This is a genomic window from Curtobacterium sp. Leaf154 (assembly GCF_001424595.1).
In the GTDB taxonomy this organism is placed as follows: domain Bacteria; phylum Actinomycetota; class Actinomycetes; order Actinomycetales; family Microbacteriaceae; genus Curtobacterium; species Curtobacterium poinsettiae.
Genome location: NZ_LMOS01000005.1, coordinates 222,460 through 242,463 on the forward strand (window position 1 = coordinate 222,460; position 20,004 = coordinate 242,463).

The window sequence follows — 20,004 nt, forward strand, 5'->3', positions numbered from 1 at the left end:
GGGGCGCCCGCGCTCCCACTAGGCTGGTCGGCATGACAGACGGCCCGGATGCAGCACGCATCCGGGCCGTCGTCGTCGACGACGCCGTCCTGCTGCGCGAGGGCCTGGCCCGCGTGCTCGACGAGGCCGGCATCGACGTCATCGGGCAGTACTCCGACGCCCGGGCCTTCCTGGCGACCCTGCCCGAGGGTGCGCCGGACGTCGTGGTGATGGACGTGCGGATGCCGCCGACCTTCACCGACGAAGGGGTCCGCGCCGCCGTCGAGACCCGCCGGATCGCTCCACGGACGGGCGTGCTCCTGCTCTCCCAGTACGTCGAGGCCACCTACGCCGAGGACGTCCTGGCCGCCGGCGCGACCGGCATCGGCTACCTGCTCAAGGACCGTGTCACCCGGCTCGAGGAGATCGACGACGCCGTCCGCCGCATCGCCGCCGGGGGCACCGTGCTCGACCCCGAGGTCGTCACGCAGCTGATGAGCCGCCGCCGCGACCCGCTCGCCGCGCTCACCCCGCGCGAGCGTGACGTGCTCGGGCTGATGGCCGAGGGCCGCACGAACGCCGCGATCGCCCGCGCCCTGGTGATCGGCACCGGCGCCGTCGAGAAGCACGTGTCGAGCATCTTCGGCAAGCTCGCGCTCGAGGACACCGGAGAGGACCACCGCCGTGTCCTCGCCGTCCTCGCCTACCTCGGATGAGCCGAGCCCTGTGATGAACCGGGTCCCCGCGCCCCTGCTGGCCCTCACCGCGATGGTGTCCGTCCAGCTCGGCGCCGCGATCGCGAAGACCCACTTCGACGACGTCGGTGCGGTCGGGGCCGCAACGCTCCGGCTCGTCATCGGTGCCGTCGTCCTCGCCCTGGTGGTCCGTCCCCGCGTCCGGCACTGGACGCGGGCGCAGTGGCTCGGTGCGATCGGGCTCGGCTTGGCGCTCGGCGGCATGAACGTCTTCATCTACCTGTCGTTCGCGAGCATCCCGATCGGTGTCGCCGTGACGATCGAGTTCCTCGGGCCGCTCGCCCTGTCGCTCGTGCACACCCGGCGCTGGCGTGATGCCCTGTGGGCGGTGCTGGCGCTCGCGGGGGTCGTGCTGCTCGGCGTCGGCCCGACCGCCGTGACCGAGGTGGGCGGGGTCGTCTGGGCGGTCCTCGCGGCCGGGTGCTGGGCGGGCTACATCGTGATGAACCGGCACGTCGGCGCCGCGATCCCCGGTGTCGACGGGCTCGTCGTGTCGATGGTGGTCGCGATGCTCGTGTCGTTGCCGTTCGGGCTCCGGTCCGCGGTCGACGGTGTCGTGCGCGAACCGGCGCTCCTGCTCGTCTTCGGTGCCGTCGCCGTGCTGTCCAGCGTGCTGCCGTACGCCCTCGAGATGCTCGCGCTCCGCCGGATGCCGACACGGGTGTTCGGGGTGCTGCAGAGCCTCGGCCCGGCGATCGCCGCCCTGGCAGGCCTGGTGGTGCTGGCCGAGGGGCTGTCGGTGCTCGAGACGGTCGCCCTGGCGTGCGTCACCGCTGCGAGCGTCGGCGTGACGCTGTCGGCGCGTCGCCGACGTGGCGGACCGGTGGGGTGAACGAAGAGGAGGCCCGGATCACGTCCGCCGACGGCGGTGCGTGATCCGGGCCTCCTGAGAAGTCCGTCTACTCGTCGCGCAGGAAGTCTGCGTACGTGGGTTCCGACTGCTCACCCGACAGCAGGGCCGGATCGTTGATCCGACGCTCGACGTAGGCGCTGATGACCTCGGGCGGGGTGAGCACGTGGGCGACCCAGGACGGCACCGCTGCGTTCTTCATGGTGCCTCCTTCGTGAGCACGGGTCCGGACCGAATGCCTCGATCAGTGAGTTACTTGCTGAACCCGTGTTCGCTAAACCATCCTCGGGGTGTGGGCGGAAGTCAACGCAGTGCGTTCTGCGGACTCCGGTTCGCGCTGTCCCGGTCGGCACGGAGCGTGCGGTGCTTCACCGCGGAACGCCACACCCACGCCTCGGCCTGCTGCCCGAACTGCGCCCACTCCACGAGCACGGCGTCGCGGGTCCAGCTCTTCGCGAAGGCCTTCACCCGAACGTGGAAGGTCGGGAACTGGATCCACGCCCAGACCGGCTTCGGGGTGACGGCGTGGCAGACGTCGTCGCCGCGGGCGTCCTCGGACAGGGAGTAGGCGCGCGGACGCTCGACCTCCGGGTGTTCCGGGGGCTGCCACCGGTTCTCGCGACGCCGTCCCACGACGGTATTCGAACGTGTGTTCGAACAGCCGTCAAGTCGACCGCGCCGTCTGGACGACGACCCGGTGCCCGACGGGCGTGTCGCCAGGGGCGCCGAACCGCGGGGAACGTGTTCCGCTGGCGCCGCCCCGGGGCATAGGGTGCGGGCATGCAGAGCAGCACGGGGGTACGGGTGGTGTTGGCGGCCGCGGTGGTGGCGGCGCTGGTGTTCGGAGCGGCCGGACTGGTCGGGACGGTCTGGTTGGCGCCCTGGGACCTGCCCCGCGGGCTGCTCCTCGGCGCCACGGTCGTCGGGGGCATCGCCGGCGTCGTCGTGCTCGTCGCCGCGGTGCGTGCTCGGGACCGCCGGGCGCTCACGTTCGCGGTGTCCGTGCTCGCGTTCGCGCTCGTGTCGCTGGTTCCCGGACTGTTGATCGACGTGTTCCTCGTCGTCGCGCAGGCGGCGCTCGTGGCCTTCGGCGTCGTCACGGTCCGGAGCGAACCGGGTGCGCAGCGGGCCTTCGGCTGGATCGTCACGGTGGCGGCCGCGGCGTGGTTCGTCACCGCGCTGCTGTCGAACACCGTGCTCCTCACGGCACTCCCGCAAGAGTCCCTCGGCGTGGCCTTCGCGGTCCCGGGCCTGCTGCAGACCGTCGCGTACCTGGCCGCCGCGGTGCTCGTCGCCGTGCCGCTGCTGCGCCCGGTGGGCCGCGGCGTCGGCGTGCTGTGGGCCTCGGCCGAGGTGCGCTGACCCGGACTCCCGCTCGCCTCAGCCCACGCGGGCAGCCAGACGCTCGGAACGCCGTCGTGCCTGCTCCCCGGGGTCCGGCACCGGGGCAGCCTGGATGAGCCGTCGTGTGTACGGGTCCTGCGGCGAGCGCAGGATGGCGTCGCGCGTTCCCTGTTCGGCGACCCGGCCCCCGTGCAGCACGACGACCCGGTCGCACAGCGTGTCGACCACGGCCAGGTCGTGGGTGACGAACAGGCACGCGAACCCGAGGCGCTCCTGCAGCTCGCGGAACACGTCGAGCACGCGGGCCTGCACCGACACGTCGAGTGCGCTCGTCGGCTCGTCGGCGATCAGGAGCGCGGGGTCGAGCGCCACCGCGCGGGCGATCGCGACGCGTTGCCGTTGGCCGCCGGAGAGTTCGTGCGGGTAGCGCTCGGCGTACACGCCGTCGAGACCGACGTCGGCGAGGAGCCGCTCGACCCGTTCCTCGACCTGCACCGCCGGCAGCCGGAGGATCTGGCGGAGCGGCTCGGCGACGGTCTGCCCGACGGTGTACCGGGGGTTGAGCGACCGGAGCGGGTTCTGGAACACCACGCCGACGTGCTGGCGCATCTGCCGTCGGGCGGCTCGTCGTGCGCCGGCGACGTCGGTGCCCTCGATGACCACCGAGCCCGAGGTGATCGGCGCGAGGCCGACCGCGGCCCGGCCGATGGTGGTCTTGCCGCTGCCGGACTCCCCCACCAGGCCGACGATCTCGCCACGGCCGACGGTGAACGACACGTCGTCGACGGCACGGAACCGGCCCCGCAGGGCGCCGCCGTACTCGACCACGAGGTGCCGGACGTCCAGGACGGCGGCCGGGGGCTCCGTGGCGGAGCCGAGCCGGGCCTCCAGACCGGACCCGGTGCCCATGCGCGGGACCGCAGCGAGGAGTTCCCGCGTGTACTCGGCGGACGGTGCGGCGAAGACCGCCTCGGCGGTGCCGGTCTCGACGACGCGGCCGCGGCGCATCACGACCACGCGGTCGGCGAGGTCCGCGACGACACCCATGTCGTGGGTGATGAGCAGGATCGCGGTGCCGGTGCGTTCACGCAGCGCGCGGAGGACGTCGAGCACCTCGGCCTGCACGGTGACGTCGAGGGCGGTCGTCGGCTCGTCCGCGATGAGCAGGTCCGGGCCCGCGGCGAGCGCCATCGCGATCATCACGCGCTGGGCCTGCCCGCCGGAGAGTTCGTGCGGGTACTGGCCCAGGCGGCGTTCGGGTTCGGGGACCTCCACGGCGCGGAGCAGCTCGAGCGAGCGTTCCCGGACGGCGGCGCGGTCGTGCGGGCCGTCGGTGCGTCGGACCGCCTCGGCGAGCTGGAACCCGATGGTGAACACCGGGTTCAGGGCCGCGGACGGGTCCTGGAAGACCATCGACACGCTGCGGCCCCGGACCGACCGGAGGGTGCGCTCGTCGGCGCCGATGACCTCGAGGTCGCCGAGCCGGATGCTCCCCGAGGCACGGGCGCCGTCGGGGGCGATGCCCATCGCGGTCATCGCCGTCATGCTCTTGCCGGAGCCGGACTCCCCCACGACGGCGACAACCTCGCCCCGGGCGACGGTGAACGAGGCGTCGTCGACGGCACGGACGACCTCGCCGTCGACGTCGAAGGTGACGGTGAGGTGCTCGACGGTCAGGACGTCGGTGGTGCCGCTCATGGGGTCTCCGGGGGGTCGGTGTCGTCGCGGGCGGCCTTGAAGGCCTCCCACTCCTCGAGCATCTTGCGGTGGTAGCCCTGCAGCCACTGCATGTAGTCGCGGCCGTTGAGCAGACGTTCGCGGACCTCGGCGTCCACGTCGCCCGTGCCGGTGCGGCCGGCCCCCTCGACGACGGCGAGCCCGCGGCCGATGATGTCGCGCTGCCGGTCGAGGTACTTCCGTTCGCTGGCGAGCCAGGAGCCCCAGACGTCGGCCTCGGCACGGAAGTAGTGGCTGCGCTCGCCGGGGACGATGTGGCGCTTCACGAAGCCGGAGTCGACGAGCCGTCGGGTGGCCATCGACACCGACCCCGAGCTGGCACCGAGCGCTGCCTGCAGGTCGGACGACGACGAGTGCGGTGCGCGGGTCATCATCAGGTAGCCGAGCACCCGGGCGTCGGTGAGGGGCATGCCCGCACCGTCGTTGAGCATCAGGGCGAACTCCTCGACGAACGCCTGGCGCTCCGGTCCGAGCAGCCGGTCGTCGTCGGCGTCGGTGCCGACACCGTCGGTGCCGTCGGTGCCCCGGTCGTCGGTCACGAGGCCAGTCCGGCGGCCACCTCGGGTCGTTCGTCCGGGATCGACCACGGCTCCTGGGACATGCCGCCACCGCCACGGATCGCCCGCACGGTGCCGTCGTCGTCGCGGGTGTAGGTGATGTCCTCGTCGACGGAGCCGAAGCGGTTGCCGTGGGTCATCCGCAGGGTGTCGGCGTCGACGACCTCGAGCCGGGTGGGGGTGTCCATCGGCTCCGGGCCGGACGGGTCGACCTCGACGAGCCGGTCACCGATCCGGGCGACGTCGGTGACGCCCCACGGGTTCGCGAAGCGTCCGGTGAACGTGGTGGTGTCGACGTCGTCGGGCACCGGGGTCCCCGGGGCGTCGGTGTCGGCCGCGGCGTCGAGCATGGCGATGACCGCGGTGGCGATGACCGTCGCGGGTCCGGCGGCGGCGCTGGTCAGCACGGACACGACGAGCCCGGACGCCGGGTCGAACATCGACTGGGTGATGTGGCCGGGGAACCCGCCGGAGTGGCCGCGGATCTCGCGTCCGCCGATCCGGTCGACGATGAACCCGGCGCCGTAGCCGCGGGCCGCGGGGTCGTCGGTGGCGCTCCAGGCCTTCCGCTGTGCGAGGCGCTTGGAGTGGTCGTCGAGCAGGGTGCCCTGCCCGATCACGTGCTGCGAGAAGTAGCGGACCAGGTCGGACGCGGTGCCGTGGAACCCGGTGGCGGCGGCCATCGCGCGGGTGTCGACGTGGTCGATGCGCTGCCGGTGCCGCGCGGTGTGGAACCCGGTGTACCCGACCACGAAGTCGTCGGCGCGTGCGGGGTCCCAGTCGGGGCCGGTGTTCCGCAGGCCCAGGGGTTCGGTGATCGACTCGCGCACGAAGTCGTTGTACGACTGCCCGGACACCGCGGCGATGACGAGGCCGAGCAGGGAGTAGCCGAGGTTCGAGTAGTTGAACGACGAGCCGGTCGGTACCTTCTGGCCCCGGTCGAGCACGAGCGCCAGGAGTTCCTGCTCGTCGGGGAACGGGCGGAGCAGGGACCAGTAGTCGCCGTCGTGTCCGTCGCGGATGACGCCGGCCCCCATCTCCATCAGCTCGCGCAGGGTGGCGTCGGCGAGCGGGGAGCCACCGTCGACCAGTGCCGGGACGTACGTGCCGACGGTGTCGTCGAGCCGGAGCGACCCGCGCTCGGCGAGCTGCAGCAGGGCCGTCGCGGTGAAGGTCTTCGAGTGCGAGGCGATGCGGAACAGGTCGGTGGTGGTCAGGCGGCGCCCGGCCTCGACGTCGGCGTAGCCCCAGGCCTCGTCGAACAGGACCTCGCCGCCGAAGCCGACGGCGACCTGCACGCCGGGCACCCGCAGCTGCCACACCTTGTACGACACCCAATCACGGATGTAGGGCAGGGTCTTCCGGTACGCGGAGAGGGTGTCGGTCACGGTGGTCCTTTCGAGGGGCGGTGGTTCGAGTCTGGCGCGTCGATCGCTGCGGCGTCCGCCGCGACGCACGTCAGCGCCGACGTGGGTCGAGCGCGGCGCGCAGCGTGTCGCCGAGCGCGATGACGGCGAGCACGGTCACGGCGAGGAACGCCGCCGGGGCGATGAGCATGTGTGGGGCACGGAGGAACTGCGACGTCGCCGCGGACAGCTGCAGCCCCCACGAGATCGCCGGACGCTCCAGCCCGATGCCGAGGTAGGTCAGCGACGACTCGGACACGATGACCCCGCCGACGGTGATGGTGGCGAGCACGAGCAGCGGCGAGATCGACGACGGCAGCACGTACCGGGTGGTGATCCGCCACGTCGACAGCCCCATCGTCCGGGCAGCGAGCACGAACTCGGCACCCCGGACGCTGCGGACGCTCGACCGCACGAGCCGGGCCATCGTCGGCCAGCCGAACAGGGCGAGCACCAGCGACACGGTGAGCACCGACCGCTCCCCCACGCTGTTCAGCACGACGACCGCGCCGAGCAGGAACGGGAACCCGAGGAACACGTCGGTGAGCCGGGCGAGGACCGCGTCGACCCACCCGCCGACCATGCCCGCGACGGTCCCGACGACGACCGCGACCATGCCGGCGAGCAGGGTCGTGAGCACCGCGACGGCGATCGACGACCGGGTGCCCCAGATGACGTTCGCGTACACGTCGCAGCCCTGCAGGTCGAAGCCGAACGGGTGCCCGGCGGTCGCTGACGCCCCGCTCCGGCCGAGGTCGCACACCCGGGGGTCGCCGTGGCCGAACAGTCCGGCGAAGAGCTGCGGGAACGCCGCGATGAGCAGGACCACCACGAGCACCGACGCGGGCACCCAGAACCCCGGCGTCCGTGCGGCGGCGAGCAGTGGCCGACGCCGGACCCCGACGAGGGGTTCGACGGTGGCGCCGAGGGCTTCGGTGGTCATCGGGAGGCTCCTGTCCGGACGCGCGGGTCGAGGGCGGCGTGCAGCAGGTCGACGAGCACGCTCGTGACGAGGAACACCAGGATGAGGGCGGTCGAGATGCCGACGACGACGGCACCCTCGTGCGAGCGGATGCCCTGGAACAGCAGGTTCCCGACGCCCGGCAGGTTGAAGATGCCCTCGATGATGACGGTGCCGCCCATCAGGTACCCGAGGTCGGTCGCCAGGTAGGTGGCGGTGGGGATGAGCGAGTTCCGCAGGACGTGCACGCCGACGATCCGACCCGGGGCGAGCCCCTTGGCTCGGGCCGTCCGCACGTAGTCGGCGTCGAGCGTCTCGATCATCGACGTCCGGGTGAGCCGGGACACCGCGGCCAGGCCGAACAGGGCGATCACGAACGCCGGCAGGACGTACGCGGTCGGCCACCCGGCGGTGACGCCCGCGACCGGGAACCAGTCCAGCCGCACCGAGAACACCAGCTGCAGGGCCACGCCGAGCACGAACACGGGGACGGCTCCGACGACGATGGTGCCGACGAGCACCGTCTTGTCGAGCACCGTGCCGCGCTTGAGCGCCGAGACCACGCCGAGTCCGATGCCCAGGACGATCTCGAGCGCCCACGCGCTGAGCGCCAGCGTGATCGTCACCGGCCAGCGCGAGGCCATCTGCTCGCCGACGGACTGCCCGTTGAAGTCGGTGCCGAAGTCACCCCGGAACAGGCCGCCCAGGTACTGCACGTACTGCAGCCACAGCGGCTGGTCCAGGTGGTACTCCGCCCGCAGCGCCCGCACGACCGAGTCGGTGAGGGGGCGCTCGCCGCCGAGCGCCTTGATCGGGTCGCCGGGCAGCGCGAACGTCATCGCGTAGATCAGGAAGGTCACCCCGAGGAACACGATGACCAGGCCGCCGAGCCGGCGACCGACGGCGAGCGTCGGACGCATCACGCGCCTCCCGACACGGCCGCCGACACCGGACGGGAGGCACGGGTCGGGTCCGCCACGTGGCTCGCGCAGGCGAGGATCGCCCCGTACTGCACGCCCACGAGCTTCCCCACCGGGATCGGCTCGGCACCCGTCGACGCGTCCGCCTGCCAGTGCGCGTACCGCTCGGCCAGGCGGTCGCGGAGCCGCCGGAGCGGCGCGGACGCCGTGCCGGCGGTCGTCTCCGCCTCGACGGCGCGCAGGAGCATGCCGCCGTAGCGCAGGCGGAAGCAGCGGACCAGGTCCTCGCAGCCGAAGCGCTCGGCGACGGTGGCCGTCCGGTCGGCCGGTTCCCGTTCGGCGCGGCGGCGGTCGGTGTCCGCCATCCCGGCGAGCATCGGCACGAACGCCCGGGAGGCCTCGACGAACGGCGACGGGATCGAGAGCATCGGCGACGCCTCGTCGAGGAACGCCTGCAGTTCCGCACCCGAGGCGCCGAGCTCGTCCGCGCACCGGCGCAGCAGGTCGGCGTACGACTCGTCGGTCGCGGTCTGGTCGTCGGCGTCGGGGTGGCTCCAGTACGGCAGCTCGGCCACCATGCAGAGGGCCCCGTGCCGCATCGCCCACGCCGCGCTCGACCCGCCGTGGATGTGCTCACCCGGGTCGACACCGAGCTCCTCGAGGTAGGCGTACGCCGTCTCGATGCCGTCCATCGCGAACACCGCCGGTGCGAGCTCCCGCAGGTACGGGGACTCCGGCTCCCCGGTGTCGAGCGGCAGCCCGAGGGCGGCCGGCACCGCGTGCAGGGTGTCGACGACGTCGGGCAGGTCCTCGGACAGGTAGTAGTAGACGCCGCCCATCTCGCCGTTGTGCAGGCTCACGAGCAGCTCCGGCTCGGTGTCGTCGATGAGCCGCATGAACGCGAGCGTCTCGGGCAGCACCTGGTCGAAGTACACCGACCTGTAGCTGTTCGGGAACGTCCACTCGACCTGGCTGTCCGGGGCCGGCCGGTAGAAGTGGCGCGAGTAGAACACCCGGTCGTGCGGGTCGTGGAACCACGCCTCGTTGAGCCGCATGCCGTCCGGGTCGATCGTCGGGACGATGTGCCAGGTGACGTCGAGCGCCTGCACCTGCTCGTCACCGAGGGCCGTCTCGGCGAGGTGCAGCGCCGTCCACGAACCGATCGGCTCGTTCGGGTGCACCCCGCCGACCACGACGGCCGCGTGCGACCCGGTGCCGATGCGGTAGCTGTGCAGGGGTTCGCCGAGGCGGCTCGTGCCGATCCGGGTGACCGTGACCCGGTCGGGGTGCGCCACGGCGAGCGCGGCGAACCGGGCCTGCAGGTCGTCGACGAGCGGGAAGCCGTCGTGGTCGGGGACGTCGCGGACCAGGTCGAGGACGGTGTGCTGCTCCATGCTCCGCCCTACTTCACGGCGATCTGCGCGATCACGGGGCTGCCCGCCACCGCCGGCAGCTTCGCGATCTTGTCGCTCGTGACGTACGAGTACTTGTCGAAGAAGGTCGGGACGATCGGGAAGTCCTCGAGGACGGCCTGCTGCGTCTTCGTGTAGTACCCGTTCGCCTCGTCCTGGGACCCGGCGGAGTCGGCCTTCGCGAGCAGCGAGTCGACGTCGTCGGACTGGTAGTACCCGGTGCACGGGGAGCACCCGCCGGCCGTGGTGAACAAGGCGCGGAGCGTGTTCTGCTGGCTGATGTAGAGCGCGCCCCAGTGTCCGAAGTGCGGGCCGGCGACCTTCTTGTCCGTGAGCTCCGAGTAGTACGACGCCCAGTCGGTGGTGGCCTTCGCCTCGGCGTCGACGCCCAGGTTCTGCCGGATCTGGTTGGCGTACGCCTCGTACAGGGAGTCGAGGCCGGAACCGCCCGGGTAGACGAGCGTCATGGTGCCGTCGAACCCGCCGGCACCGGCGAGGAGCTTCTTCGCCGCCGCCGGGTCGAACTCGCAGGCGTCGCCGCAGATGCCCTCCTCGGTGCCGGACATCGACGGCGGGGTCAGTGCGGTGGCCGGTTCGTACAGACCGCCGTAGATGGCGTCGTTCACCTGGTCACGGTCGATCGACATCGAGATCGCGCGGCGCACGTCGGGGTCGGAGTACCGGTCGTCCCACAGCGGGAACCCGAGGTAGTCGATGCCGGGGGCGTCGAAGGAGTGCAGGCGGTCGCCGAAGTCGGCCTTCGCGCTCGTCATCTTGTCCGTCGGCAGGAACAGCACGTCGGCGTTGCCGGCCAGGACGTCGGTGTACGCGGTGTTCATGTCGGAGTAGCTGCGGAAGGTCACCTCGTCGGCGGCGGGCTTCGTGCCCTCGTAGTCCTTCCAGGCCGTGACGGTGAACTCCTGGTCCGCCTTCCACGCCGTCGTCATCTCGTACGGGCCGTTGCCGATCGGCTTCTCGTCGTACGCCTTCAGGTCGTCGTAGGCGGCCTCGGGCATCGGGTAGAACGCGGTCTGGGCCTGGCTGAGCTGCAGCGGGAACTGGCTGTCCGCGTGGGTGAGCGTGACCGTGAAGGTGTCCTTGCCGGTGACCTTGAGCCCCGACATCTCCTTGGTCTTGGGGGTGCCCTTCGCTGGGTTGAGGTCGGAGTACCCGACGATCCCGGCGAGCTGGCCGCTGTTCTCCCATGCGTTCGGGCCGTAGGCGACGTGGTTCCAGGCCTTCACGTAGCTCTCCGGCGTGACGGGCTCGCCGTTCTGGAACGTCCAGCCGTCCCGCAGCGTGATCGTCCACGTGATGGCGTCGTCGCTCTCGACGCTCTTCGCCGCGACGTCGTGCAGGTCGCCGTCGGCGTCGGTCTGGGTCAGCGGTGCGAAGACGCTCATCACCTGGTCGAAGGCCACGGTCTGCCGGCCCGGGGTCAGGTGGTCGGGCTCGCCGGTCGCGTACACCAGGCTCGAGGGAGCGTCGTCGTCGGCCGTGCCGCCCGCCGAGCAGCCGGTCGCCACCAGGGCCAAGGTTGCCGCCGCGGCCAGCGCGGCGATCGTCCTGCGTCGCATGATCTCTCCTCGATCGGGTGCGGCCGGATCCCTGCCCGGTCGTCGTGGTGGGAAAGCTAGGACGGTTCGAATCCCGACCACAAGACTTCTTTCAATGCGCTCTGAGAGTTTTACCGCGCAGAAACACCAGCGAAACCACGCCCGTCGCGCGACCCGGCTCGTTGTGCCACGCTCGGAGGATGCGCCACACACCGCACTTCCTGCTGACCGACGTCGACGAGGTCCGACGCCTCATCACCGGGAACCCGTGGGCGACGATCGTGTCCCACACCGCGGACGGACTGGTCGCCTCGCACTACCCGGTGCTGCTCGAGACCCCCGGCCCCGACGACGACCCGGACGCCCTCGTCCTGGTGTCCCACGTCGGCCGACCCGACGAGGTCGCGCACGAACTCGGACAGCACGAGGTCCTCGTCGTGTTCCAGGGCCCGCACGGCTACGTCTCCCCCGCCTGGTACCCGCCGGAACAGTTCGTGCCCACCTGGAACCACGTCACCGCCCACGTCTGGGGCACCCCCGAGGTCCTGTCCGACGACGAGAACTTCCGGGTGCTCGGCGAACTCGTCGACCACTTCGAGCACGTCATGCCCTCGCCCGTGTCGTTGCAGGTCGACGAGGACGCCGCCCGCCGGATCGCGAAGGGCACCGTCGGCATCCGGATCCGCGTCACCCGGTTCGACGCCCGCGCCAAGCTGTCGCAGAACAAGGCCCCCGAGGTGATCGACCGCATCGTCGCCGGCCTGCGGGGCGACGGCCCCTACGCGTCGCCGGCGCTCGCCGACGAGATGGCACGAGCGCACGCTGCGCGCGCTGACGACCGGGAGGCTCGATGAGCGAGATCCTGCTGCGCGCCGTCCGGCGTGTGGGCACCTCCGGGGCCCCTGCCGACGTCCGCATCGTCGACGGTCGCGTCACCGAGATCGCCCCGACCGGCACGCTCGACCCCTCGAGCGTCGACACCGACGTGGTCGAGGCCGGCGGCGCCTGGCTCGGTCCGGGCCTGCGCGACCACCACACGCACTTCGACCAGTGGGCGCTCGTCCGCCGCCGTGTCGACGTCACCGGCTGCGACTCCGCCGAGGCGACCGCCGACCTGCTCGCCGCCGTCGCGCGGGCGGGCGTGACGGACCGCGTCCTGGTCGGACACGGCTACCGCGACGGGACGTGGCCGCGCCCTGCGCGACGCGAGCTGCTCGACCGTGCCGCACCGAGCCTCCCGACCGTCGTCATCAGCGCGGACCTGCACGCGGTGTGGTGCAACGCCCTCGCGCTCGCGCACTTCTCCGCCGCTGTCGGCCGCCCGCTCGAGGCGGGCGAGGACGGGGTCCTGCGCGAGCAGGACGCGTTCGACGTGACCGGTGCGTTGTCGCAGGTGCCGGACGATGCGCTCGACGCGTCCGTGGCGGACGCTGCCGAAGCAGCGGCGGCCCGCGGGGTGACGGGCGTGGTCGACCTCGAGATGCGCTTCGGGCTCGACCGCTGGCGCCGCCGGATCCACGCCGGCACCGACGCGATCCGGGTCGCGTCCGGGGTGTACCCGGCCGAGCTCGACGAGGCCATCGCCCGGGGGCTGCGCACCGGCGACGTGGTCGAGGGCACCCGTGGGCTGCTCACGATGGGACCGTTCAAGGTGGTCACGGACGGGTCGCTCGGCACGCGGACCGCCGCGATGACCGACGGCTCCGGCGTGCTCGCCTGGCCGTTCGAGGACCTCGTCGCGATCACCCGGCGTGCCGTCGACGCCGGACTCGTCCCCGCGATCCACGCGATCGGCGACCGTGCGAACGCCCTGGCCCTCGACGTCTTCGAGACCGTCGGGACCCGCGGCACGATCGAGCACGCGCAGTTGCTCGTCGACACCGACGTCGACCGGTTCGCCCGGCTCGGGGTCGCCGCGTCGGTGCAGCCCGAACACGCCATGGACGACCGGGACATCGCCGACCGGCACTGGGCCGGGTACACCGACCGGGCGTTCGCCTTCGCCTCGCTCGCACGGGCCGGAGCGCGCCTGCTGCTCGGGTCGGACGCCCCGGTGGCGCCGCTCGACCCGTGGGTCTCGATGGCGGCGGCCGTCGGGCGGGACCGCGACGGCCGCGATCCGTGGCACCCGGCCGAACGGCTCTCGTCGCTCGTCGCGTGGCAGGGGTCGACCGACGGGCGGGTCGGGGTGTCCGTCGGCGACGTGGCGGACCTGGTGTTCGTCGAGTCCGACCCGCTGGCGGCGTCGTCCGCCGCTCTGCGCGGCATGCGGGTGCTCGGGACGGCCGTCGCCGGGCGGTTCACGTACCGGGAGCTGTGAGCAGGAGGACGGGCGGGTGCGTCCGTGTTCCGTGGGCTACTTCTGGTCCTTCGGGCACCAGTAGAGCTTCCGGCCGGCCATGTCGGCCATCCGGATCTCGGTGCCGCACACCCGGCAGGGCTCGCCCTGACGGTGGTAGACCCAGTGGCGGTCCTTGCGGGAGCGCAGGGCCTTCTTGTGGTCGGCCTCGGACAGGTCGTCCATCGTCATCATCAGACCGTCGCGGACGCCGTCGTGCAGCAGCTTCGACCAGTCCGCCCAGAGCGCCTTGGCCTGCTTGACGGTGATCTTCTTGCCCGGCTTGTACGGGTCGATGCGCTGCCGGAACAGCAGTTCGGCGCGGTAGATGTTGCCGATGCCGGCCACCACGGACTGGTCCATGAGCAGCTGCCCGATCGCGACGTTGCGCTTCCGGACGTTGTCGACGAAGGTCTTCTCGGCCTCGGGCCCGTCGTCGTTCATCGGGTCGGGGCCGAGCTTGTCGAGCGCGCGCTGCACCTCGGCCGGGGTCTCCACGACGCACGCGGTCGGGCCGCGCAGGTCGGCGACGGTGTCCTCGGTGAGGATCCGCACGCGCACCTGGCCGACCGGGTCCGGCGGGAACGACTCGATCGGGTCCTCCGCCTTCTCCTGCTCGGCCATCCGGTAGCGGGCGAGCCGCGGTGCGCCGATCGAGCTGAGCGACTCTTCGCGGTCGTCGTCGTCGGACAGCGCCTCGGCGGTGGAGATCACGCCCGCGAAGTCCCACGCGCCGTACAGGCCGAGGTGGACGCGGAGGAACAGGTCGTCCTCGAACTCCAGGAACATCTGCTTCGCGACCGCCCGGGCGGCGATCAGGCGCTTGCCGTCGAGCTGCGCGGCCCCGGCGGCGAAGCGGCCCTGGGGACTCGACACCTCGCAGCGCTTGCCGACGAAGTGCCGGGTGAACTGGTTGGCGATGCGGTGGACGGAGTGACCCTCGGGCATTGGTCTTGTCTACTCGGTGCTGCTCGGTGTTGCTGGACCGTGGGTCCGAGCCCTACGCGTCGATCTGGCGACCGGCGATCAGCCCGGTGGTCTCGTACTCGGCGAGCTGGGCGATGCGGCGGGCGTGGCGCTCCTCGCCCGAGAACGGCTCGGCGATGAACAGGTCGACGAACCGGATCGCCTCGTCCTCGGTGTGCTGGCGCGCGCCGATGGAGATGACGTTGGCGTCGTTGTGCTGACGGGCGAGCAGCGCGGTCGACTCGTTCCAGACGAGCGCGGCCCGGATGCCCTCGACCTTGTTCGCGGCGATCTGCTCGCCGTTGCCGGAACCGCCGAAGACGACACCGAGGGCCTGGACACCGTCGCGCTGGTCCTGCACCACGGCGTGCGCGGCGTTGATGCAGAACGAGGGGTAGTCGTCGAGCGCGTCGTACTCGGTCGGACCGTGGTCCACCACCTCGTGCCCGGCGTCGGTCAGGTGGGTTGCGAGGGTCTTGTTGAACTCGAGGCCGGCGTGGTCCGTTCCGAGGTGGATGCGCATGGAACCGATCCTATTCCTGCGGCTCCGGGGCCCGGACCACCACGGACTACGGTGCGCGGACCACCACGACGAGGTACCGGGTGGGGTCCTCGCCCGGGTTGCGGTACACGACGTCGGCGGGGTCGCCGAGCTCGATCCGGTCCCCCGACGCCAGCCGCGTCGGCTCGCCGCCGACGACGACCTCGAGCACGCCGTCGACGACCCAGATGCAGTGCCGCAGGAACGCGTAGGCGGACGCCGGGTAGGCCACTTCGCGGCCGGCCGGGAGGCGCACCTCGGTGACGTCGGCGGGGAACGCGGCGCTCGAGACCGGGCGGCGGCGGTACCCGGTGTCGGGATCGGTCCAGGAATCGGCGGTCGCGCCGCGTTGCACCCCACGCGCCTCGTCGGGGTCCGTCGCCCTGGGCACCTCGTGCTCCAGGGCATCGTCGAGGAGCTGCGAGATCGTCAGGCCGAAGGCGCCGGACAGGCGACCGAGGATCGTCGCGGTGGGGCTGGAGACCCCGCGCTCGACGCGGTTGATCATCGCCCGGGAGACGCCGGACTCCTCGGCGAGCTCGGTGAGGCTCCACCTGCGCTCGGTGCGGAGGCGCTGGAGCCGTTCGCCGAGCGCCCGCTGCTCGGCGACCGAGGTGTCGTCGGCGCCGGTTGCGGGATCGGCATGCGCGTCGTCTACGATGTGAGACATGACGACAGCATATGCGACGAACGGGGTCGTGATCCGCGACTGCACCCCGGCCGACCTCGACGTCGTGCACGCCCTGCACGTCGATGCCGTGCTGCACTCCACCGCCATCTGGCAGGACGTCCCGCACCCGCGTCCGTACTTCGACGGGTGGCTCGCCGAGCGGCAGGGCGGCGGGTACCCGGTGGTCGTGGCCGAGGTCGACGGGGTCGTGGCTGGCTACGCGACGTACTCGCAGTGGCGGCAGCCGGACGGGTACCGGCAGACCGTCGAGCACAGCGTCTACGTGGTCGAGGCGTCCCGCGGCCGGGGCATCGCGACGACGTTGATGGCCGAGTTGGTCGCGCGGGCCACCGCCGAGGGCCGACACGTGATGATGGCCGGGATCTGCAGCACCAACACGGGGTCGATCGCCCTGCACGAACGCCTGGGCTTCGCCACGGTCGCGGTCGTGCCCGAGGTGGGACGCAAGTTCGACCGCTGGCTCGACCTGACGCTCATGCGGCTGCCGCTCATCTGACGCGACGGGCGGGGCGGGCGCACCACGGGCCTCCCGGCCACCCGTCCCCCGCCGGTCAGCGCCGGATCAGTCGGTGGTGTCGAAGATCGGGCCGACGGTGCGCGAGCGCTTGAGCTCGAAGAACGCGGGGACCTTCGCGACGGCGACGACGCCGTCCCACAGGTCGAGCGCCTCCTGGCCCTTGGGGGCCGGGGAGATGACCGGTCCGAAGAACGCGGTGCCCTCGACGGCGATGACCGGCGTGCCGACGTCCTGCCCGACACGGTCGATGCCGTCCTGGTGGCTGGCGCGCACGGCGGCGTCGACCTCGTCGGTCCAGGCGTACTCGAGCAGGTCGGCGTCCAGGCCGAGCTCCGCGAGCACGGCGGGGACGACCTGCTCGGGGTCGGACTCCTGGCGGTGGTGGATGTGCTCGCCGAGGGCGTCGTACAGCGGCTTCACGACGTCCTGGCCGAGCCGGAGCTTCGCCGCCGCGACGATGCGCGGGTAGACCTGGCCGGCGTGCAGGCGCTCCTTGTAGCTGTCCGGCACGTCCTGGTCCTCGTTGAGGACGAACAGGCTCATCACCTTCCACGTCACGTCGAGGTCGCGGTGCTCGGCGACCTCACCCACCCAGCGGCTCGTCATCCAGGCCCAGGGGCAGTTCGGGTCGAACCAGAACTCCACGGCGGTGCGCTCGGTGGTGGGGTCGGTCGGGTTGTCCACAGTCGTCTCGGTCACGATCCGAGCGTACGCGGCGTCGCTAGGCTGGAGCCCATCGTCCCGCCGGCGCACGACGCCGTCCGGGGCCCCGTACGCGGACACCGATCGTCCGCGTCCCCAGCGAAGATGGAGCGTTGCGTGCCCGGAGAGAACCTCACCCGAATCGAAGCCCAGGAGCGCGCGGCCGTCGTCGCCGTGCAGACGTACGACGTCGAGCTCGACCTGACCCGCGGTGCAGAGAGCTTCGGCAGCACCACGCGGGTGCGCTTCACCGCCACCGCCGGCGCATCGACCTTCATCGACGCCATCACGAAGACCGTGCACTCGATCACGCTGAACGGCACGGCGCTCGACGTCGCCGCGGTGAACGACGGCGTCCGCATCCAGCTCGACGACCTGCAGGAGCAGAACGAGCTCGTGGTCGTCAGCGACGCGCTGTACACGAACACCGGTGAAGGCCTGCACCGCTTCGTCGACCCGGTGGACGACGAGGTGTACCTGTACTCCCAGTTCGAGGTCCCCGACTCGCGCCGCATGTTCGCGGTGTTCGAGCAGCCCGACCTGAAGGCCGAGTTCTCCTTCACCGTGACGGCGCCGTCACGGTGGCAGGTCGTCTCGAACTCCCCCACGCCGGAGCCGCACGTCGACGGCGACGTCGCGACGTGGGCGTTCCCGCCCACCGCGCGCATCTCGAGTTACATCACCGCGCTCGTCGCCGGCCCGTACGAGGTCGTGCGCGACGAGCTGACCAGCCGCGACGGCCGGACGATCCCGCTCGGCGTGTTCGCGCGCAAGTCGCTCGCCGCGTACCTCGACCCCGAGTACGTGTTCGAGACCACGAAGAAGGGCTTCGCGTACTTCGAGGAGAAGTTCGACGTCGCCTACCCCTTCGACAAGTACGACCAGCTGTTCGTGCCGGAGTTCAACGCCGGCGCGATGGAGAACGCCGGGGCCGTCACCTTCACCGAGACCTACGTGTTCCGGTCGAAGGTCACCGACGCCATCAAGGAGCGCCGGGTCGTCACGATCCTGCACGAGCTCGCCCACATGTGGTTCGGCGACCTGGTCACCATGAAGTGGTGGAACGACCTGTGGCTCAACGAGTCCTTCGCCGAGTGGGCGTCGACGATCGCCACGGCAGAGGCCACCGAGTGGACCGAAGCCTGGACCACGTTCCAGGCGATGGAGAAGTCCTGGGCCTACCGCCAGGACCAGCTCCCCTCGACGCACCCGATCGTCGCGACGATCAACGACCTCGAAGACGTCCAGGTCAACTTCGACGGCATCACCTACGCGAAGGGCGGCTCGGTCCTCAAGCAGCTCGTCGCGTGGGTCGGCATCGACGCGTTCTTCGCCGGTGTCTCCGCCTACTTCAAGAAGCACCACCACTCGAACACCGAGCTGCGCGACCTGCTCGTCGAGCTCGAGGCGACGAGCGGCCGTGAACTCACCGAGTGGTCGAAGCTCTGGCTCGAGACCGCGGGCGTCAACACCCTGCGCCCCGAGATCGAGACCGACGAGTCCGGCGTCATCACGTCGTTCACGGTCCTGCAGGAAGCCCCCGCCGACTACCCGACGCTGCGTCCGCACCGTCTGGCCATCGGCGTCTACGCGTTCCGGAACGACGAGTCCGCACCGTTCGGCGCGGACACGGCATCCGCCGGCGGCAAGCTCGAGCGGGTCCAGCGCGTCGAGATCGACGTCGACGGCGCCCGCACCGACGTGCCCGAGCTCGTCGGCGTGCACCGCGGCGACCTCGTGCTCCTGAACGACGACGACCTGGCCTACGCCAAGATCCGTCTCGACGAGCACTCCCGGCGCACCGCGATCGAGCACCTCGCGTCCATCGCGAACCCGCTCGCCCGCTCGATCGTCTGGGGTTCCGTGTGGGACGCCACGCGCGACGCCGAGTCCCCCGCCAGCGACTACGTCCGCCTGGTGCTCGGCAACATCGCGACCGAGACCGAGTCGACCACCATCCGCACGACGCTCTCGCAGCTGCTGCTCACCGCACGCAACTACGTGGCGCCGGGCTCGGTCGAGGCCACGGTCCGCACCGTCGGCGACACGCTCTGGCAGCTCGCGTCCTCGGCCGAAGCCGGTTCGGACGCGCAGTTCCAGTTCGTGAAGTTCTTCGCGCAGATCCCGTCCACGCCCGAGCACGTCGCGACCCTGCAGGGACTGCGCGACGGTTCGGTCACGCTGCAGGGCCTCGAGATCGACACCGACCTGCGCTGGGAGCTGCTCGAGGGCCTCGTGCTCGCGGGCGCCGCGGGCAGCACCGAGATCGACGCCGAGCTCGCTGCGGACAAGACCGCGTCCGGCGAGCAGGCCGCGGCCCGCGCCCGGGCGACGATCCCGACGGCCGAGGGCAAGCTGGCGGCGTTCTCGTCGCTGGTCGACTCGTCCGAGCTGCCGAACGCGATCGTGCGGCAGACCACGGTCGGGTTCCAGCACGTGAACAGCCCGGTCCTGCTCGAGGGCCTCGTGCCGAAGTACTTCGAGGTGCTCACGCGCATCTGGGCCGAACGCAGCTACCACATGGCGGACACCATCGTCTCGGGCCTCTACCCGGCGCCGCTCGCGTCGGCCGAGCTCCGTGACGCCGCCGCCGCGTGGCTCGCGGAGCACCCGGAGACGCCGGCGCTGCGCCGCATCGTGTCCGAGAGCCTCGCGGGCACCGAGCGGGCGCTCCGGGTCCAGGCCGCGGACGCCTGAACCCTGCGCTGATCCGGCGGGGTCTTGGTGTTCCTCCAGGGACGCCGAGGCCCCGCCGCTTAGCATCGACCGGAT

General features: G+C 71.6%; 20 protein-coding genes. 7 read left to right on the forward strand and 13 right to left on the reverse strand.

Annotation, left to right across the window (positions count from 1 at the left end; genetic code table 11):
- The first annotated feature begins 32 nt into the window (after nt 1-32).
- Both ASF75_RS11220 and ASF75_RS11225 read left to right on the forward strand, forming a co-directional pair.
- The gene (locus ASF75_RS11220; protein WP_027464682.1) at nt 33-695 is read left to right on the forward strand and encodes a response regulator transcription factor; all 663 of its coding nucleotides are present in this window, start codon (nt 33-35) and stop codon (nt 693-695) included.
- Between the two features lie 13 nt (nt 696-708).
- Nucleotides 709-1,566 (forward strand): EamA family transporter, encoded by an 858-nt coding sequence (locus tag ASF75_RS11225; protein ID WP_056071412.1) that lies wholly within the window; start codon nt 709-711, stop codon nt 1,564-1,566.
- A 67-nt stretch (nt 1,567-1,633) separates the two neighbouring features.
- On the opposite strand, the gene ASF75_RS17690 is transcribed toward ASF75_RS11225, so the two are convergent.
- Together ASF75_RS17690 and ASF75_RS11230 are read right to left on the reverse strand one after the other, a co-directional pair.
- Nucleotides 1,634-1,786, reverse strand: coding sequence for a hypothetical protein (locus tag ASF75_RS17690; protein WP_017886018.1), 153 nt, complete (start codon nt 1,784-1,786; stop codon nt 1,634-1,636).
- A 101-nt stretch (nt 1,787-1,887) separates the two neighbouring features.
- Nucleotides 1,888-2,217, reverse strand: coding sequence for a hypothetical protein (locus tag ASF75_RS11230; RefSeq protein ID WP_017886019.1), 330 nt, complete (start codon nt 2,215-2,217; stop codon nt 1,888-1,890).
- A 147-nt stretch (nt 2,218-2,364) separates the two neighbouring features.
- On the opposite strand from ASF75_RS11230, the gene ASF75_RS11235 reads away from it, so the two are divergent.
- Entirely contained in the window at nt 2,365-2,946 is a 582-nt protein-coding gene (locus ASF75_RS11235) for a hypothetical protein (protein WP_156463862.1), read from the forward strand.
- An 18-nt stretch (nt 2,947-2,964) separates the two neighbouring features.
- Here ASF75_RS11235 and ASF75_RS11240 read toward each other — a convergent pair whose 3' ends face one another.
- The 7 genes from ASF75_RS11240 to ASF75_RS11270 form a co-directional block, all read right to left on the reverse strand.
- Complete coding sequence (locus ASF75_RS11240) at nt 2,965-4,626, reverse strand: dipeptide ABC transporter ATP-binding protein (protein ID WP_056071417.1); 1,662 nt, start codon at nt 4,624-4,626, stop codon at nt 2,965-2,967.
- Nucleotides 4,623-5,204: a GbsR/MarR family transcriptional regulator gene (locus ASF75_RS11245; protein WP_042538535.1), complete on the reverse strand. Its 582-nt coding sequence runs from the start codon at nt 5,202-5,204 to the stop codon at nt 4,623-4,625. Before ASF75_RS11245 ends, ASF75_RS11240 begins: the two co-directional genes overlap by 4 nt.
- Nucleotides 5,201-6,610 carry a serine hydrolase gene (locus ASF75_RS11250; protein ID WP_056071420.1) on the reverse strand — a complete coding sequence of 470 codons (1,410 nt, stop codon included), beginning with the start codon at nt 6,608-6,610 and terminating at the stop codon, nt 5,201-5,203. Before ASF75_RS11250 ends, ASF75_RS11245 begins: the two co-directional genes overlap by 4 nt.
- Nucleotides 6,611-6,680: 70 nt before the next feature.
- Nucleotides 6,681-7,571, reverse strand: coding sequence for an ABC transporter permease (locus ASF75_RS11255; protein ID WP_056071423.1), 891 nt, complete (start codon nt 7,569-7,571; stop codon nt 6,681-6,683).
- Nucleotides 7,568-8,509, reverse strand: coding sequence for an ABC transporter permease (locus ASF75_RS11260; RefSeq protein ID WP_056071426.1), 942 nt, complete (start codon nt 8,507-8,509; stop codon nt 7,568-7,570). The genes ASF75_RS11255 and ASF75_RS11260 overlap by 4 nt, the downstream gene beginning before the upstream one ends.
- Complete coding sequence (locus ASF75_RS11265) at nt 8,509-9,903, reverse strand: M14 family zinc carboxypeptidase (RefSeq protein ID WP_056071429.1); 1,395 nt, start codon at nt 9,901-9,903, stop codon at nt 8,509-8,511. The genes ASF75_RS11260 and ASF75_RS11265 overlap by 1 nt, the downstream gene beginning before the upstream one ends.
- Nucleotides 9,904-9,911: 8 nt before the next feature.
- The gene (locus ASF75_RS11270; RefSeq protein WP_056071432.1) at nt 9,912-11,498 is read right to left on the reverse strand and encodes a peptide ABC transporter substrate-binding protein; all 1,587 of its coding nucleotides are present in this window, start codon (nt 11,496-11,498) and stop codon (nt 9,912-9,914) included.
- Nucleotides 11,499-11,677: 179 nt separating this feature from the next.
- Between ASF75_RS11270 and ASF75_RS11275 the strand changes: the two genes are divergently transcribed.
- Both ASF75_RS11275 and ASF75_RS11280 read left to right on the forward strand, forming a co-directional pair.
- Nucleotides 11,678-12,331: an FMN-binding negative transcriptional regulator gene (locus ASF75_RS11275; protein ID WP_056071435.1), complete on the forward strand. Its 654-nt coding sequence runs from the start codon at nt 11,678-11,680 to the stop codon at nt 12,329-12,331.
- Nucleotides 12,328-13,797 carry an amidohydrolase gene (locus ASF75_RS11280; RefSeq protein ID WP_056071439.1) on the forward strand — a complete coding sequence of 490 codons (1,470 nt, stop codon included), beginning with the start codon at nt 12,328-12,330 and terminating at the stop codon, nt 13,795-13,797. Before ASF75_RS11275 ends, ASF75_RS11280 begins: the two co-directional genes overlap by 4 nt.
- 36 nt (nt 13,798-13,833) lie before the next feature.
- Here the strand turns inward: ASF75_RS11280 and ASF75_RS11285 are convergent, their stop codons facing one another.
- Genes ASF75_RS11285 through ASF75_RS11295 form a run of 3 tightly spaced genes read right to left on the reverse strand, consistent with a single transcriptional unit; the run spans nt 13,834 to nt 15,992 of the window.
- A complete protein-coding gene (locus ASF75_RS11285; protein WP_017886030.1) occupies nt 13,834-14,763 on the reverse strand; it encodes an Fpg/Nei family DNA glycosylase in 930 nt (309 codons plus the stop codon).
- Nucleotides 14,764-14,815: 52 nt separating this feature from the next.
- Nucleotides 14,816-15,304 carry a ribose-5-phosphate isomerase gene (locus tag ASF75_RS11290; RefSeq protein ID WP_017886031.1) on the reverse strand — a complete coding sequence of 163 codons (489 nt, stop codon included), beginning with the start codon at nt 15,302-15,304 and terminating at the stop codon, nt 14,816-14,818.
- A gap of 46 nt (nt 15,305-15,350) precedes the next feature.
- Complete coding sequence (locus ASF75_RS11295) at nt 15,351-15,992, reverse strand: helix-turn-helix domain-containing protein (protein WP_082509679.1); 642 nt, start codon at nt 15,990-15,992, stop codon at nt 15,351-15,353.
- Between ASF75_RS11295 and ASF75_RS11300 the strand changes: the two genes are divergently transcribed.
- Nucleotides 15,991-16,509 carry a GNAT family N-acetyltransferase gene (locus ASF75_RS11300; RefSeq protein WP_056071441.1) on the forward strand — a complete coding sequence of 173 codons (519 nt, stop codon included), beginning with the start codon at nt 15,991-15,993 and terminating at the stop codon, nt 16,507-16,509. The genes ASF75_RS11295 and ASF75_RS11300 overlap by 2 nt on opposite strands.
- A 66-nt stretch (nt 16,510-16,575) precedes the next feature.
- Here ASF75_RS11300 and ASF75_RS11305 read toward each other — a convergent pair whose 3' ends face one another.
- Complete coding sequence (locus ASF75_RS11305; protein WP_259496435.1) at nt 16,576-17,229, reverse strand: DsbA family protein; 654 nt, start codon at nt 17,227-17,229, stop codon at nt 16,576-16,578.
- Nucleotides 17,230-17,349: 120 nt separating this feature from the next.
- Here ASF75_RS11305 and pepN point away from each other — a divergent pair, with 120 nt between their 5' ends.
- Complete coding sequence (gene pepN / locus ASF75_RS11310) at nt 17,350-19,929, forward strand: aminopeptidase N (protein ID WP_056071444.1); 2,580 nt, start codon at nt 17,350-17,352, stop codon at nt 19,927-19,929.
- The last annotated feature ends 75 nt before the right edge of the window (nt 19,930-20,004 follow it).